The organism is Intrasporangium sp. (assembly GCF_035280925.1).
In the GTDB taxonomy this organism is placed as follows: domain Bacteria; phylum Actinomycetota; class Actinomycetes; order Actinomycetales; family Dermatophilaceae; genus Intrasporangium.
This window is the reverse complement of sequence record NZ_DATEEY010000218.1, coordinates 1-14,852: the sequence shown is the minus strand read 5'-3', so window position 1 is coordinate 14,852 and position 14,852 is coordinate 1. Positions and strand designations below refer to the sequence as shown.

The following is a 14,852-nucleotide window of genomic DNA, read 5'->3' as shown; positions in this document are numbered from 1 at the left end:
CCCAGACGCCAAGGGCACCTGATGTTCCCAGCGCGACGAGGACGATCTTGTTGCAGACCGGGCAGGCGACGGCGAACAGGGCCAGTCCCGCGGCGCTCAACGTCGGGACGCTCGAGTCGTCGCCCCCGACCGTCCCGTCAGCCGCAACGATGCGCCGCGTCCGCTGCAGACCGAACCACAGGCCAGTGAGCAGACTCGTGGCAAGGAGCACCCACGGCTCCCACGGACGGACCGGCACCTCACGCCCGAAGATGGGATTCGTGACGATGTCCGTCGGCAACCCGATGACGAGGAACGTGACCACAGCCGCCAGGAGGGCGATCCCACCGTGTGGCCTGGGTCGCTCATGGTGCGTGACGCCTTCGAATCCTGGCGCTTCGCGGCCGGCGGATCGTCCTGTCGCGGCATCTTTCATACCCCCCAAGGGTATATGGCAACTGGATGGGAGCCAGCGTCTGCACCATCATTGTCAGTGGCAGGTGGAGCGGAGGGGACGGTCGTGACCCCGACCTGGTGGGCTCTGGTGGCGCTGGTCGCGCTCGGTATCGCGCTGATTGCCGCAGCGATCACGTTGGTGCCCTGGCGGACTCCCAGCCCCACTCGCGCGGCCCGCGCGACGGCGCTGCGCGGCCTGCCGGTCGGCATGGTCAGCCGAGGTCGGGGGCTGCACGCTTCGCTGCGGCCCAGTTCGTACGGCTCTCTGCTGGCCGGAGTGGTGGCCCCCCTGATGCTCGGGTTCACTCCGGCCGGCGCCCACGTCGTCACCTGGGTGGCCCAGCCGTTTGGCGGGCACTGGCTCGCCGAGGCGCTGCTCGGCGGCTCGGTGATTCTGATGATGGTCTCGTTGGTGTCGCTGCCGTTCGCGGCGTGGCGCCACACCGTGCTGCGCCGCTACGGGCTGTCCATCCAGAACTGGGGCCGCTGGGCGGTGGACGTGCTCAAGAGCTTCGCTGTCGGCGCGGTGACCGGCGCGGTGGTGCTGGCGGGTTTCTACACGCTGACGCACTTCGCACCAAGCTGGTGGTGGGCATTCGGTGCGGTGGGTGCTGCCGGCCTGGTGGTCCTGCTGTCGTTCGTCTTCCCGGTCCTGGTCGAGCCGCTGTTCAACGGGTTCACCCCGATGCCGGACCGGCCCCTGCGTGACGAGCTGGTCGCGATGGCGGCTCGCGACGGCATACCGGTGCGCAACGTGTTGGTCGCGGACGCGTCGCGGCGTACCACCGGGCTCAACGCGTACGTGTCCGGTTTGGGAGCCACGCGGCGGATCGTGGTCTACGACACGCTGCTGCGGGAGGCGCCACCAGCCGAGGTGCGCAGTGTCGTAGCGCACGAACTGGGTCACGCGAAGGCCCGCGATCCTGAGCTGGGCGCCGTGCTGGGGGCGATCGGCGCCGCGGCGGTGGTCGTGGGGCTCTACCTGCTGGGTCATTGGGATGCCCTGCTCCGCCAGGCCGGGGTGGACTCCGTCGGCTCGCCCAGAGCGTTTGGCTTGGTGCTCGCCGTGGTGGCGCTGGCGGGCCTGGTCAGCGCTCCGGCACAGAACCTTGTCTCCCGTCGGATCGAGTCCCGTGCCGACAGCCACGCGCTACGGCTGACCGGTGACCCCGCCGCGTTCGCCGCAATGCAGCTGCGCCTGGCCGAGGTCAACATCGCCGATGTCCACCCACCCCGGATCGAGTATCTGCTGTTTGCCACCCACCCCGACACCGTCGAACGCCTGACGGCAGCGCGAGAGCCCACGGAGGGTCCCCACCCGTCCCGTTGAGGCTCAGAAGGGCCTCCTCAGGGGCCCCCGGTGATCTCGTCCAGCTCCACGAGGTCCTCGGCGGTGGGCTCCCACGACCCGGCGCGCACGTTGTCCTGGATCTGCTCCGGCGACGTCGCCCCCGCGATGACGGAGGCGACGGCCGGCTGGGCGGCAAGCCCGCCGATGGCCACGTCGATGACCCGGAGACCGCGCTCAGCGGCATACGACTCGACGTTCTCGATCGTGTCCCAGTCGGCGCTCTCCAGCACCTCGGCGCGGGAGTGCAAGCGGGTGCCGGCCGGCGCCGCCTCGCCGCGGCGGTACTTCCCGGTGAGCAGACCGGATGCGAGGGGGAAGTACGGCAGCAGGCCAACACTGACGTGCTCGCACGCCGGCACGAGGTCGTCCTCGACGCCGCGCTCGAGCAGCGAGTACTCGTTCTGCGCGGAGACGAAACGCTCGAAGCCCTCCGAGCGCGCCACCCAGTCGGCGTCGACGACCTGCCATCCGGTGAGGTTGCTCGATCCGAGGTACCGGACCTTGCCCTCCTGGACGAGCTCGGTCAGGGCGGCGAGGGTCTCCTCCATGGGGGTCACCGCGTCGGGTCGGTGGTACTGGTAGAGGTCGATCCAGTCGGTGCCGAGCCGCCGCAGGCTCGCCTCGACGGCACGGCGGATGTAGCGGCGGGAGCCCCGCACACCCCAGTCCGGTCCGTTCGCGCCCTGCATGTCGTTGCCGAACTTCGTCGCGACGACGACGTTCTCGCGCTCCGCCCCAAGCGCTCGACCGAGCAGCTCCTCGCTCGCCCCGTGGCCGTAGGTGTCGGCCGTGTCGAAGAGCGTGATGCCGGCGTCAATCGCCGCACGCACCACGGCGCTGGTCGCCTCCTGATCGATCCGGCGCCCGAAGTTGTTGCAGCCGAGCCCGACCGTCGACACGGTGAGGCCGCTGTCGCCGAGCTGTCGGTACGTCATCGAGGGCATCGTCACTCCCCCACCGTAGAGGGCGGGTGAGCGGCACGGGGTGTGCGCCGGCCGGGTCCGTGCGGTTCTAGTGCAAGACCAGGTCGAGCGTCATCGCCCCGGGCAGTCCCGCGAGGTGCGCCCCGGGCAGGAGCAGCTTTGCTCCGCGTACGCCGGCCCCGATGACCACTGGACCGGCCGCGGCCACCGCCCGGTCGACGAGGATCGGCCAGTCCCCGGGCAGGCCGATCGGCGTGATGCCGCCCTGCTGCATGCCGGTCAGCTCCTCGGCGACGGCCTGGTCCGCAAACGAGATCTTGCGGACGCCGAGGTGCTTCCGCACGACGCGGTTCACGTCGGCCCGGTCGGTGGCGAGGACCATGACCGCAGCCCGCGTGGTCAGGTCGCCCCGGCGCCCCTCGACGACGACGCAGTTCGCCGAGGAGGCGGGGTCGACGTCATAAGCGGCACAGAACGCCGCCGTGTCCGCGAGCGTCGGGTCGATCCGAGCCACCTGCACGTCGGTGACACCAGCGAGGCCGACCGCGACGGGCGGCGCGACGAGGTCCGGGTGGTCGGAGGCGGGCAGCCAGGTGAGGTTTCCTTCAGCAGACGCCATGGCGCCAACAGTAGGTGCCATGGACCTCGCCGGGCTTGCGGGCCTCCGCCTGGCGGCTGTCAGTCCTCTCCGGCGATGTGCCGCACTACGGCGGCCGCCGGCACGTCGGCTGCGACCTGCCAGCCCGTACCGGCCCAGAGCGCCATGAGACGCGGGTCATCCGCGGCGGCCGAGGCCCTGCGCAGGGGGCTGGTCAGCTGGTGGACCTCGGGATAGGCGGCGGGAGCAAGGTCGTCGTGCTGACGCACGAAATCGGTCTCGAGGGCCCGGGCCAGCCGGCCGGAGAAGGCACGCGTCACGGCGGTCCGGGTGTGGGCCGGATCCTTGAGAGCCCGTCGGTAGGCCAGCCCCGTGCCGGCCTCCGGGGTGAGGAGCAGGGCCGTGCCAACCTGGACGGCGGTGGCGCCGGCGTCCCTGACCTGCCGCGCCCGCACCGGCGTGGAGATGCCACCGGCCGCGATGACGGGGATCGACGTCCCTTCCCGCACCGCCGCGACGAGATCGACGAGGTCCTCGGCGGACGCCTCCTTCGTCTGGTCGAGGGTGCCCCGGTGGCCCCCTCCGTCCGGTCCCTGCACGACGAGGGCATCGGCGCCCGCCTCCATGGCGGCCTCGGCCTCCTCGACGTCGCTCACGGTGACGACGGTCTCGATCCCGGCCCGACGTAGTTCCGACAGGACGGCCGGGCTGGGCAGGCCGAAGGTGAAGGACACGACCGGCACCTTCTCGCGCAGCACGAGGTCGAGCTTGCGGTCCCAGCCATCCGTGTCGCCGGCGACCGGCTCGGGCAGCTCCACGCCAAGTCGATCCGCGTCGCCGAGCAGGCATTCCCGATACTTCGAAACGGCCCGGGCACGGAGGTCACCGTCGAGCCGAGCCGGCCCAGCGGCATACGAACTGGTGAACGTATTGGCGCTCTCGGGGACGAAGAGGTTGACGCCCCAGGCGCACGAGGACGCGTTCCACACGTCGGCGATCTGGCCGGCGAGCTGACCCGCCGTGAGGTAGCCACCGGCCAGGAAGCCGAGCCCGCCAGCCTCAGAGACCGCGACCGCGAGCTCTGGCGTTGATGGTCCGCCGGCCATCGGAGCCCCGACGACGGGAACGGCGAGCGAGCTGATCACCATGCCCTGACGCTACTCCGGTCGCGGCAGTCATGACCCGGCTCACCTCGGCCGAGCGACCCTGCCCTCGTCCCAGACCGGCTCGTCCGACTCGTACACGCGCCCGTCGGCGCCGAAGACGAGGAACCGGTCAAAACCCCGCGCGAACCAACGGTCGTGGGTGACGGCGACGACGGTCCCCTCGAACCTCGCCAAGCCATCCTCGAGCGCCTCCGCCGAGTGCAGGTCGAGGTTGTCGGTCGGCTCGTCGAGCAGCAGCAGGGTCGCACCCGACAGCTCGAGCAGGAGGATCTGGAAGCGAGCCTGCTGGCCGCCCGACAGCGACTCGAACCTCTGCTCGCCCGAGCGGGCCAGCCCATACCGGTCGAGCGCCCGAGCCGCCTCGTCACGCGGCTTGCCGGCACGGTGCTCGTCGCCGCGGTGGAGGATCTCGAGGAGGGTCCGACGCAGGAGCGACGGGTGCTCGTGCGTCTGGGCGAACCAGCCGGGGCGCACTCGTGAACCGAGCCGGGCCACGCCCGTGTGCTCGACCGGCACGGGCCGCACATCACCCACGGGCCGGTGCTCAGGCTCCGGGTCACTGCCGCCACTCGCGAGCAGCCGGAGGAAGTGCGACTTGCCCGACCCGTTGGAGCCGAGGACGGCGACGCGCTCGCCGTACCAGACCTCGAGGTCGAAGGGCTGCATCAGCCCGGTCAGCTCGAGGTCCTTGGCGACGATCGCGCGCTTGGCGGTTCGTCCTCCGGTGAGCCGCATCCTGACGTTCTGGTGCACCGGGATCGCCTCGGGCGGGCCGGCCTCGACGAACTTGGCCAGGCGCGTCTGGGCCGCCTGGTACCGGGAGGCCATCCCGTCGTTGTACGTCGCCTTGACCTTGAGCGTCTGGACCAGGGTCTTGAGCTTGAGGTGCTCCTCGTCCCAGCGCCGCCGCAGCTCCTCGAGCCTGGCGTTGCGGTCCTCGCGGGCCTGGGCATAGGTCGCGAAATGACCCGGGTGCACCCAGAGCGTCGCCCCCACGGCACCCGGCTCCAGGGTGGCGATGCGCGTGGCGACGCGGTCGAGCAGCTCGCGGTCATGGCTGATGAACAGCACCGTCTTGGGCGACGCGATGAGCGCGTCCTCGAGCCACCGCTTCGTCGGCACGTCGAGGTAGTTGTCCGGCTCGTCGAGCAGCAGCACCTCCTCCGGGCTGCGCAGGAGGGCCTCGAGGACGAGCCGCTTCTGCTCGCCACCGGAGAGTGTCGTGACCTTGCGCCACTGGGCCCTCTCGTAGGGGACACCGAGGGCTGCGACAGTGCACTGGTCCCAGAGGGTCTCCTGCTCGTAGCCACCCGCCTCCCCCCACTCGGTGAGGGCGTGCGCATAGGCCATCTGGTCCTGCTCCGAGTCCCGCTCCATCATGAGCAGCTCGGTCCGGTCGATCTCCTGCGCCGCCTTCCGGATGCGCTCGGGCGCGACGGAGACGAGCAGGTCGCGCACCGTCGACTCGTCACGCACCTTGCCGATGAACTGGCGCATGACCCCGAGACCTCCCGATCGGGTCACCGCACCGTCATGTGCGTCGAGGTCGCCGGCGATGATCCGGGTCAGCGTGGTCTTGCCCGTTCCGTTGGGCCCGATGAGGGCGACCTTGGCGCCCTCCCCCACGCGCACGGAGACATCGCGAAGGAGCACTCGGCCGTCGGGCAGGGTGAAGCTGACTGAGTTGACGTCGACGTGTCCCACAGACGTCAAGACTGTCGTATGCCGCTGGGCCCGGTCATGCGGTTATCGAAAGCGGGTGCCCGGCCGCTCGCTCGTGGTCGGCTCAGAGCCCCCGGTTCCCGTGACCACCGCAACTTCGCCCTGGCGCACGTGATGCGCAGAGGCCGGCTACCAGGTCCAGCTCCCGGCGATCTCGGTGAGCTCGGCCGCCGCCTGCTCCGCGACGGACTTGGCCGAGCTCAGCGTGAGCAGGTAGACCCGGCCGTCGCGATGCAGCCCGTAGGACCGGGCGACGACCTCGACACCCTGCTGGGTGAAGGAGGTCGTGAAGCCGGTGGCCGGGCTGCCGCCGACCGTGATCGGAGGGGCGTCCGACAGGGTGCGACCCTGGTCCGCGAGCTGCTCGCGACCCTTCTGCAGCTCCGTCTCGAGCAGGGCGGCGTCGCCCGTCGCGACGTGGACGACGAGGTTGGTGTTGAAGCCGGCCTGCTTCTCGGACGACATGAGGACCAGGTCGACGCCCGGGATCGCAGCTGCCTCGTCGGTTGCCTCGTCGGTTGCCTCGCCCCAGCCTGACGGAGGCAGGACGGAGTAGGTTCCGCTCACGCCCTGGACGGCGTCCACCGCATCGATCGGTCGCGTTTCGGAGGGGGACGCTGGACTGGGCGAGGTCGCCGTCAGCGTCGACGGGGACCCACCGGGCGGGCGACCATCGGCGGAGCAGCCGCTCACCAGCACCGCGGCCACGACGGCGACGACCCCGGCGCCCCGGACGGAGCGCTCGATTCGGGATCGGGCGGATCGGCGGAGCACGGCATCGATCCAATCACACGCGCCGGTCACCCGTGGTGGGTCCAGCCGGGGCCGGTCCCCGCGGCGGGCACCTCTCGCCGTGCGCGTGCGGCCTCCGCCCGGGTGGCCAGCTCATCGTCGGGCGGGTAGGTGACCGCCTCGAGGCTGAGTCCGTGCGCTGGCATCACCCTGATCTCAGACGCCCGCTCCAGGCGGTGCTGCAGCTCCGTGGGCCAGGTGATCGGCCGTCTGCCCTCCCCGACAGCCACGACTGCACCGACGAGCGACCGGACCATCGAGTGGCAGAACGCGTCGGCCCGCACGGTCGCGGCGAGCACGCCGTCGTCGAGCCGGGTCCAGCGGTACTCGAGCAGGGTGCGGATCGTGGTCGCACCGTCGCGTCGCCTGCAGAACGCGGCGAAGTCCCTGAGGCCGATGAGTCCGTGGGCCGCCTCGTCCATGGCGGCGATCTCCAGCGAGCGGGGCCACCACACCGTGTCGCGCCTGCGCAGCGGGTCTCGAAGCGCCGCAGCGTCCGCGAGCCGGTAGAGGTAGCGCCGCTCCAGCGCCGAGAACCGCGCGTCGAAGCCGTCGGGCGCACGAGTCACGCGGTGCACGACGACGTCCGGGGAGAGCACTCCGCCGAGCCGGTTCAGCAGGGCTCGCTCGGGAGTCCGGTTCGACCGCCCGGGCAGTGCGGCCAACCCCTCCGCCGCCACGTCGACGTGCGCGACCTGACCGCGAGCGTGCACTCCCGCATCGGTCCGCCCTGCCACGGTGATGCTCACCGGCTCGGACGACCGCAGCACCGTGCCCAACGCCGCGCTGAGTGTGCCCTCGACGGTGCGCCGGGACGGCTGTGCGGCCCATCCGGAGAAGTCGGTCCCGTCGTAGGCGAGGTCCAGGCGCAGCCGCACCGTCATCGAAGTGGCGCCTCGAGGGCCCCGAAGACGGCTCGGCCGATCCGGCTGGCCCGGCGGATGCCGCTGTCCTGGTCCGGTTGGCGGGTCTGCATCAACGCCACGGCGTAGTCCCGTCCGGCGCCTCGGACATCGCCCACGCTGTTGATGACCCAGGGCTCACCGACCGCCATCCAGCCGTTCTTGACGTGGACGTCGACGCTGCCGGAACGCACCGTGCCCGCTCCCCAGCGTTGCCCGTCGATGACCTGGGTCATCAGGTCCAGCACCGCCGCATCGTCGTCGGGGTGGGTCGCCGGACTGCCTGAGGTGAGACGGTCCATGAGCCGGACGAGGTCGTTGGGTGTGGTCAGCGTCAGGCCCCAGTGGGTGGCCGGTTCCGCAGCGGCTGTTGCCGCCATGCCGAGGTCGCGCGCGAGCTCGGCGATGGCTGCGTGACCGCCGGCAAAGGCGTAGAGCGCATCGGCCGAGGCGTTGTCGCTCGCGGTGATGGCCAGACGGGCCTGCTCTCGCTGCCGGGCGGAGAGACCCCTCTCCTCCTCCCGAGCCTTGCGCATCGCAGCCGCGAGGACGAGCACCTTCGAAACGCTGCCGGACCTGACCGCAGCGTCACCCCGGTAGTGCCACCAGATCCGGGTGCGCCGGTCGAGGACGCTCACGCCGATGACGTCGGACCGCCCGCCGAGCTCGGCCAGGACCGCCTTGGAAAGAGCCGCCCGGCTCGGCGTATCCGTCCGCGCGGACGGCGCCGGAAGGATGCTCCGGGCGAGGTCGCCGGCGAGGGCGAACGCCTCTCGTGCGGCGCCCGCCACGGGCTGGACGAGATCGTTCGCGAGCGCCTGACTCATCAGTGCGCCGATCGCTGCAGGCACGAGGAGCAGGGCGCTCCGCCGCGTCAGAGGTCCAGCCGGGAGGACCGTCGCGGCAGCAACCGGCAGCGGCCGGTCCCGTCGCCTCGAGATGGGGTGCACCGGGTCATTGTGTCGCACCGACCAGTGCGCGAGGACAGCCGCTCGACTGACGGCAGCGGTCTGTCCGGGTTCGCCTCTAGGGTCGTGGTATGACCACGCGAGCCGACTCCGTCACCGCCTTCTTCGACCGATACGAAGCGGCGCTCCTCGCCCGCGACGCGAAGGCGTTGGCCAGCCTCTACGACGTGCCATCACTCATCCTGTTTCCCGGCCGCTCGGTGCCAGTCAGCGAGCCCGCCGAGACCGAGGCCTTCTTCGCCTCCGCGTTCGCGCAGTACGAGGGCGTGACGTCGGTCGAGCGTGAGGTCGCCGTCATCGCCGAGGCACCGCACAGCGTCTGGACGGACGTCACGTGGACCTTCTCGAGCCGCCCTGCCGAGCGGTTCTGCTACCAGCTCGTCGAGAGCGGCGAGGGGCTCCGGATCGCCGTGCTGACGCCGCTGACCTCGCCGCCGGGGTGAGCGCACCCGAGCCACTGGGCTGCGTCAACCCTCGGCCCCGATCACGCGTCTTCCCTGCAGACCCGGCTGATCACAGTCACTCAGCCGACCACCGAAGGGGAGAGCGCCATGCGTACCATCACTCGTTTCCTGGCGGTCACGGCGGCCGCCGCCGCCCTGGCCGCACCGGCCGCTGCCACTCGCGCCACGACCACGGCCACCAGCACGGCCACCAACACGGCCACCGCTGCGACCACACCGTACTGCGGCATCGCTTGGGGCTCCTTGGCCAAGACCTCGAACCCGCTCTGGACCGGCGCGGTCAGGGCTGCCCGCTACGGCCAGCACACCTGCTACGACCGGCTCGTCTTCGACATCGCCGAGGGCAATGGCAAGCTCGGCTACCACGTTCGCTACGTCTCTTCAGTGACGAGCCCCGGCAGCGGTCAGCCCGTGGCCGTCACCGGAGGGGCGAAGCTCCAGGTCACCATCAACGCACCGGCGACGATGCGGATCCCGTCGAGCGGCAGCGTCACCTTCACCGGATGGCGCACGTTCCGCCAGCTCAAGTGGGTCGGCAGTTTCGAGGGGTACACCGACGTCGGCCTCGGCGTACGGGCCCGCCTTCCGATGCGGACCCTCGTGCTCGACAACGCCGACGGCAGCAAGCGCCTCGTGGTAGACGTGGCCCACTTCTGGTGAGCGAAGCGAACGCAGAGACGTCGAAAGTGCAGCGTGCGCCAGACACATCGAGAGTGCAGCGTGCGCGGAGGCCGCCAGCGGCCGAGGCGCAAACTGCACTCTCGATGTTCTCGGGGTGAGCGTCACTCACCCGGAGTTCTCAGTCGCCGGAGCCGGCCTTCTTGAAGCCGGCGGCCTCGGCGTCCTCAGCGGACGTGAACCAGAACTCGGCCTCGGTCTGCTCGTACCACTGGCCGTCCGGCTCGTGGTACAGGCCCGAGTTGGCGTTGCCCTTGACCGGGTAACCCTCGGGAGCCGAGCCGTCCTCATTCGACGGCGCAGCACCAGCCGGCAGGTCGACGGCGGGCGCGTCGGCGGCCGCGGCGGCCTTGGTGTCCTCGGCCGCCTGGGCATCCTCGGCTGCCTTGGTCTCGGCGGCGGCCTTCTTGGCCTCGCCCTGCTTGGCGGCGCGCTTCGTCGCCGCCTCGGCCTCCTTGACCGTCGCCTTCTTGGCCGAGAGCGGCTCCCGGACGAGCTCGACGACGACCATCGGGGCGTTGTCGCCCTTGCGCGCACCGATCTTGGTGATCCGGGTGTAGCCACCCTCGCGCTGGGCCATGTCCGGCGCGATCTCGGCGAAGAGCCGGTGGACGACGCCCTTGTCGCGCACCACCGTGAGGACACGGCGACGCGCGGACAGGTCGCCCCGCTTGGCGAAGGTGATGAGGCGCTCGGCGAGCGGGCGCAGACGCTTGGCCTTGGCCGCCGTCGTCGTGATGCGGTCGTGCTCGAAGAGCGACGTCGTGAGGTTCGACAGGATGAGCCGCTCGTGGGCGGGACCGCCGCCGACGCGGGGACCCTTGGTGGGGGTGGGCATTCTGTTCTCCTAGAGGGGGTCTGACCAGGCCGCTCTGGGCACGTCCGGGCGGACGCCGTGCAGCTCGGTCAAGCGGTTGGTCAGAGCTGCTCGTCCTCGACGAAGGACTCGTCGTCGTTGTAGTCCTCGTCACCGTAGCCGTCGACGAGAGCCGACGGGTCGAACCCGGGCGGGCTGTCCTTGAGGGCCAGCCCCATGCCGACGAGCTTGGCCTTGACCTCGTCGATCGACTTCGCACCGAAGTTGCGGATGTCGAGCAGGTCGGCCTCGCTGCGGGCCACGAGCTCACCCACGGTGTGGATGCCCTCGCGCTTGAGGCAGTTGTAGGAGCGAACCGTCAGGTCGAGGTCCTCGATCGGCAGGGCGAGGTCGGCGGCGAGCGCGGCGTCCGTCGGCGACGGGCCCATGTCGATGCCCTCGGCCTCGACGTTGAGCTCACGAGCCAGGCCGAAGAGCTCGACGAGGGTCTTGCCGGCCGACGCCATCGCGTCGCGCGGCGCCATGGAGTTCTTCGTCTCGACGTCGACGATGAGCCGGTCGAAGTCGGTGCGCTGCTCGACACGGGTCGCCTCGACCTTGTAGGTCACCGCGAGGACCGGCGAGTAGATGGAGTCGACCGGGATGCGCCCGATCTCCTGGTCACCGGACTTGTTCTGCTGCGCCGAGACGTAACCGCGGCCGCGCTCGACGGTCAGCTCCATCTCGAGCTTGCCCTTGTCGTTGAGGGTCGCGATGTGCAGGTCGGGGTTGTGCACCTCGACACCGGCCGGTGGCGTGATGTCGCCGGCGGTGACGGTGCCCGGCCCCTGCTTGCGCAGGTACATGACGACCGGCTCGTCGTGCTCGGAGGAGACGACGAGGCCCTTGATGTTGAGGATGACCTCGGTGACGTCCTCCTTGACACCCGGCACGGTCGTGAACTCGTGGAGCACACCGTCGATGCGGATGGACGTGACCGAGGCTCCCGGGATGCTCGAGAGCAGGGTGCGACGGAGGCTGTTGCCGAGCGTGTAGCCGAAGCCGGGCTCGAGCGGCTCGATCGTGAAGTGGCTGCGGTTGTCCGCGACCGTCTCCTCGGAGAGCACGGGGCGCTGTGCGATGAGCACTGTTCTTTTCCTTCCCACTCGCGACCGCTATATGACGCGAAGTGAAACCTGCCCGGTCTCGCTCCGGGCGGGCTGGGTCGGCTCTGTCTGCGAGCCCAGCCCCGTCGTGAAGGATTCCGTATGCCGCTGAGCTGGCTCAGCGGCATCCGGCACCTTCGTGTTGTGCTAGTTCTTCGAGTAGAGCTCGACGATCAGCTGCTCGGTGAGCGGCGTGTCGATCTGCGCGCGCACGGGGAGCTGGTGGATGAGGATCTGCAGCGAGCCGGGGACGACCTGCATCCAGGCCGGGACGGGACGCTCGCCGAACGTCTGGCGGGCCAGCTCGAACGGGAAGGTCTCGACGGACTGCTTGCGGATCGTGATGACGTCGTACTGCTCGACGCGGTACGAGGGGACGTCGACGCGGACGCCGTTGACCTCGAAGTGGCCGTGCGACACGAGCTGGCGCGCGTGACGTCGCGTACGAGCCAGGCCAGCGCGGTAGACGACGTTGTCGAGGCGCGACTCGAGGATCTGCAGGAGCGTCTCACCGGTCTTGCCGGGACGGCGCGCCGCCTCCTTGTAGTACCGGAGGAACTGCTTCTCCATGACGCCGTAGGCGAAGCGAGCCTTCTGCTTCTCCTGCAGCTGGGTGAGGTACTCCTTCTCCTGGATCCGGCGCCGGCCGTGCTGGCCGGGCGGGAAGGGACGGAGCTCGAAGTACTTGTCGCCGCCGACGAGGTCGATCTTCAGGCGTCGGGACTTCTTGGTGATCGGGCCGGTGTAACGAGCCATTGCTGCTGGTACCTATCTCTCGTTGTCGGCCGGATCAGACGCGACGGCGCTTGGGCGGACGGACACCGTTGTGCGGCGTGGGCGTGACGTCGCTGATCGCGCCGACCTCGAGGCCGGCAGCGGTGAGCGAGCGGATCGCCGTCTCGCGGCCCGAGCCCGGGCCCTTGACGAAGACGTCGACCTTGCGCATGCCGTGCTCCATGGCGCGGCGGGCGGCGGCCTCGGCAGCCATCTGCGCGGCGTACGGGGTGGACTTGCGCGAGCCCTTGAAGCCGACCTGGCCGGCGGAGGCCCACGCGATCACGGCGCCAGTCGGGTCCGTGATCGAGATGATGGTGTTGTTGAACGTGCTCTTGATGTGAGCGTGCCCGTGGGCAACGTTCTTCTTTTCCTTACGACGAACCTTCGTCGTACGAGCCTTGGGAGGCATGCTTCTCCTACGTCAGAACTGGGTTCGGTGGGACGCGACCGGCGTGCCGATCAGCGTCACTTGGCCTTCTTCTTGCCGGCCACGGTGCGCTTCGGACCCTTGCGGGTGCGCGCGTTGGTCTTGGTGCGCTGGCCGTGCACGGGCAGACCGCGACGGTGACGAAGACCTTCGTAGGAGCCGATCTCGACCTTGCGGCGGATGTCGGCCTGGACCTCACGGCGCAGGTCGCCCTCGAGGCGGTAGTTGCCCTCGAGGAAGTCACGAAGCGCCACGAGCTCGGTCTCACCGAGATCCTTGACGCGGGTGTCAGGGTTGACGCCGGTTGCTGCCAGCGCCTCCTTGCTCCGGGTGCGACCCACACCGAAGATGTAGGTCAGTGCGACCTCGACGCGCTTGTCGCGCGGGAGGTCAACTCCAACAAGACGTGCCATGTTGGTGGTTCTCCTGGTTTCTGTTTCGCGGAGGTCTGGTGCAGTCACCGGTCCGGTTTCGCGTCCGCCCTTCAGAACGGGTGGACTCCGGTCCCCGGCCTCCGTGCCGGGGGTGACGTCCTGCGCCGACGCGATGGTCGGTCATCAGGGGCCGGGTGCTGCTGTGCAATTCGTGTGCGTCCGGTTGAAGCTCGGCGACGCGTGCCGGTTGGTGGCTGCTCAGCCCTGGCGCTGCTTGTGGCGCAGGTTCTCGCAGATCACCATGACCCGCCCGTTGCGGCGGATCACCTTGCACTTGTCACAGATCCTCTTGACGCTCGGCTGAACCTTCATCTGCCTGCTGTCTTCAGATCGCGCGCCTGGCGCCACCGACCCATGCGAGGGCCGCCACCGTCAGGTGCTGTTGGTTGAACGGGGAGTTGGGTGCCTCGTGCGCGTGCCCGTGCGGGCCCGTGCGCGAAGCGGTACTTCAGCGATAACGGAAGACGATCCGACCGCGGGTCAGGTCATAGGGCGAGAGCTCCACCACGACCCGGTCCTCGGGGAGGATCCGGATGTAGTGCTGGCGCATCTTGCCCGAGATGTGCGCGAGCACCTTGTGACCGTTGGTCAGCTCGACCCGGAACATCGCGTTCGGGAGAGCCTCGACGATCGTGCCCTCGATCTCGATGACACCGTCCTTCTTGGCCATGTCCTCCGTCAATCTGTCGGCGGCCTACCCTGAATGGGTCGACACATGAGTGAATGGCGTGCAGGCGCACGACACCCAAGGATCAAGATTACGCCACGCGCGAGCTGAGGAGAAATCGACGCCGGCTGTCCCCTTCAACCCGCTCCTGGGCTGAACCCCGGTTCGAGGTTGGGCCTCGCTCTCGAGAGCGAGGCCCAACCTCGAACCCGAGTTCAGGCACGGCCCTCGATCTCGTCTACCCGCATCCGGACGACCCTCTCGACGACGGACTCTGGCAGGGGCCGGTCGACGTCGAACCGGATGGTGCCCTTGCTCACGGAGTAGCCGTCCAGGTCGTCGCCCAGCGCCTCGACGATGCTGCCGCTGAAGGGGAACAGCGACAGGTGCTTCGCGGCGGACACCACGGCGAAGAGCGGCTTGCCCCGGTGCCGGAGCGCCGGCATGCCGTAGCCCATCCCCTCCTCCGCGTCCGGAACGATGCGTCGGGCGATGCCGACGAGGCGAGTGAGCTCGGCGCGACGGGCTGGGTCGTCGATGCCGTCCAGGTAGTCCGTGACCGTCCCCATCCCGTCATGATCGCAGG

18 protein-coding genes and 1 pseudogene are annotated in these 14,852 nt (G+C 69.9%); 3 read left to right on the top strand and 16 right to left on the bottom strand.

Translation table 11 applies throughout. The features are described 5' to 3' along the window. Nucleotides 1-304 (bottom strand): annotated as a pseudogene (locus VJN29_RS19575) (hypothetical protein); the annotation flags it as partial. 219 nt (nt 305-523) lie between these two features. Between VJN29_RS19575 and VJN29_RS19570 the strand changes: the two are divergent. Further along, nucleotides 524-1,765 carry a M48 family metallopeptidase gene (locus VJN29_RS19570; protein WP_324145315.1) on the top strand — a complete coding sequence of 414 codons (1,242 nt, stop codon included), beginning with the start codon at nt 524-526 and terminating at the stop codon, nt 1,763-1,765. Nucleotides 1,766-1,782: 17 nt separating this feature from the next. Here the strand turns inward: VJN29_RS19570 and VJN29_RS19565 are convergent, their stop codons facing one another. The 7 genes from VJN29_RS19565 to VJN29_RS19535 form a co-directional block, all read right to left on the bottom strand. Further along, nucleotides 1,783-2,730, bottom strand: coding sequence for an aldo/keto reductase (locus VJN29_RS19565; RefSeq protein ID WP_324145317.1), 948 nt, complete (start codon nt 2,728-2,730; stop codon nt 1,783-1,785). A gap of 67 nt (nt 2,731-2,797) precedes the next feature. Next, entirely contained in the window at nt 2,798-3,328 is a 531-nt protein-coding gene (locus VJN29_RS19560; RefSeq protein ID WP_324145314.1) for a YbaK/EbsC family protein, read from the bottom strand. 59 nt (nt 3,329-3,387) lie between these two features. Further along, nucleotides 3,388-4,455 carry a nitronate monooxygenase gene (locus tag VJN29_RS19555; RefSeq protein WP_324145313.1) on the bottom strand — a complete coding sequence of 356 codons (1,068 nt, stop codon included), beginning with the start codon at nt 4,453-4,455 and terminating at the stop codon, nt 3,388-3,390. 39 nt (nt 4,456-4,494) lie between these two features. Then, entirely contained in the window at nt 4,495-6,177 is a 1,683-nt protein-coding gene (locus VJN29_RS19550; RefSeq protein WP_324145316.1) for an ABC-F family ATP-binding cassette domain-containing protein, read from the bottom strand. Between the two features lie 147 nt (nt 6,178-6,324). Next, nucleotides 6,325-6,762, bottom strand: coding sequence for a hypothetical protein (locus VJN29_RS19545; RefSeq protein ID WP_324145312.1), 438 nt, complete (start codon nt 6,760-6,762; stop codon nt 6,325-6,327). A gap of 233 nt (nt 6,763-6,995) precedes the next feature. Beyond that, a complete protein-coding gene (truA, locus tag VJN29_RS19540; protein WP_324145311.1) occupies nt 6,996-7,871 on the bottom strand; it encodes a tRNA pseudouridine(38-40) synthase TruA in 876 nt (291 codons plus the stop codon). Continuing rightward, nucleotides 7,868-8,839 carry a serine hydrolase gene (locus tag VJN29_RS19535; protein ID WP_324145310.1) on the bottom strand — a complete coding sequence of 324 codons (972 nt, stop codon included), beginning with the start codon at nt 8,837-8,839 and terminating at the stop codon, nt 7,868-7,870. Before VJN29_RS19535 ends, truA begins: the two co-directional genes overlap by 4 nt. An 89-nt stretch (nt 8,840-8,928) precedes the next feature. Here VJN29_RS19535 and VJN29_RS19530 point away from each other — a divergent pair, with 89 nt between their 5' ends. After that, nucleotides 8,929-9,300 carry a DUF4440 domain-containing protein gene (locus VJN29_RS19530; RefSeq protein ID WP_324145309.1) on the top strand — a complete coding sequence of 124 codons (372 nt, stop codon included), beginning with the start codon at nt 8,929-8,931 and terminating at the stop codon, nt 9,298-9,300. Nucleotides 9,301-9,408: 108 nt separating this feature from the next. Further along, on the top strand, nt 9,409-9,981 hold the full coding sequence (locus VJN29_RS19525; protein WP_324145308.1) for an AMIN-like domain-containing (lipo)protein: 573 nt from the start codon (nt 9,409-9,411) through the stop codon (nt 9,979-9,981). Nucleotides 9,982-10,120: 139 nt separating this feature from the next. On the opposite strand, the gene rplQ is transcribed toward VJN29_RS19525, so the two are convergent. The 8 genes from rplQ to VJN29_RS19485 form a co-directional block, all read right to left on the bottom strand. Then, nucleotides 10,121-10,837, bottom strand: a complete 717-nt coding sequence (rplQ, locus tag VJN29_RS19520) for a 50S ribosomal protein L17 (RefSeq protein ID WP_324145307.1) — start codon at nt 10,835-10,837, stop codon at nt 10,121-10,123. Between the two features lie 80 nt (nt 10,838-10,917). After that, nucleotides 10,918-11,943 (bottom strand): DNA-directed RNA polymerase subunit alpha, encoded by a 1,026-nt coding sequence (locus tag VJN29_RS19515; RefSeq protein ID WP_324145306.1) that lies wholly within the window; start codon nt 11,941-11,943, stop codon nt 10,918-10,920. Between the two features lie 165 nt (nt 11,944-12,108). Beyond that, a complete protein-coding gene (gene rpsD / locus VJN29_RS19510) occupies nt 12,109-12,717 on the bottom strand; it encodes a 30S ribosomal protein S4 (RefSeq protein WP_324145305.1) in 609 nt (202 codons plus the stop codon). Between the two features lie 34 nt (nt 12,718-12,751). Next, entirely contained in the window at nt 12,752-13,147 is a 396-nt protein-coding gene (gene rpsK / locus VJN29_RS19505) for a 30S ribosomal protein S11 (RefSeq protein ID WP_324145304.1), read from the bottom strand. Between the two features lie 56 nt (nt 13,148-13,203). After that, on the bottom strand, nt 13,204-13,578 hold the full coding sequence (gene rpsM, locus VJN29_RS19500; protein WP_324145303.1) for a 30S ribosomal protein S13: 375 nt from the start codon (nt 13,576-13,578) through the stop codon (nt 13,204-13,206). A 219-nt stretch (nt 13,579-13,797) separates the two neighbouring features. Next, complete coding sequence (gene rpmJ, locus VJN29_RS19495) at nt 13,798-13,911, bottom strand: 50S ribosomal protein L36 (RefSeq protein ID WP_034715213.1); 114 nt, start codon at nt 13,909-13,911, stop codon at nt 13,798-13,800. A 136-nt stretch (nt 13,912-14,047) separates the two neighbouring features. Beyond that, entirely contained in the window at nt 14,048-14,269 is a 222-nt protein-coding gene (gene infA / locus VJN29_RS19490; protein ID WP_006946284.1) for a translation initiation factor IF-1, read from the bottom strand. A 212-nt stretch (nt 14,270-14,481) separates the two neighbouring features. Beyond that, a partial coding sequence (locus tag VJN29_RS19485; protein ID WP_324145302.1) for a DUF1801 domain-containing protein occupies nt 14,482-14,852 on the bottom strand: 371 nt, incomplete at its 5' end.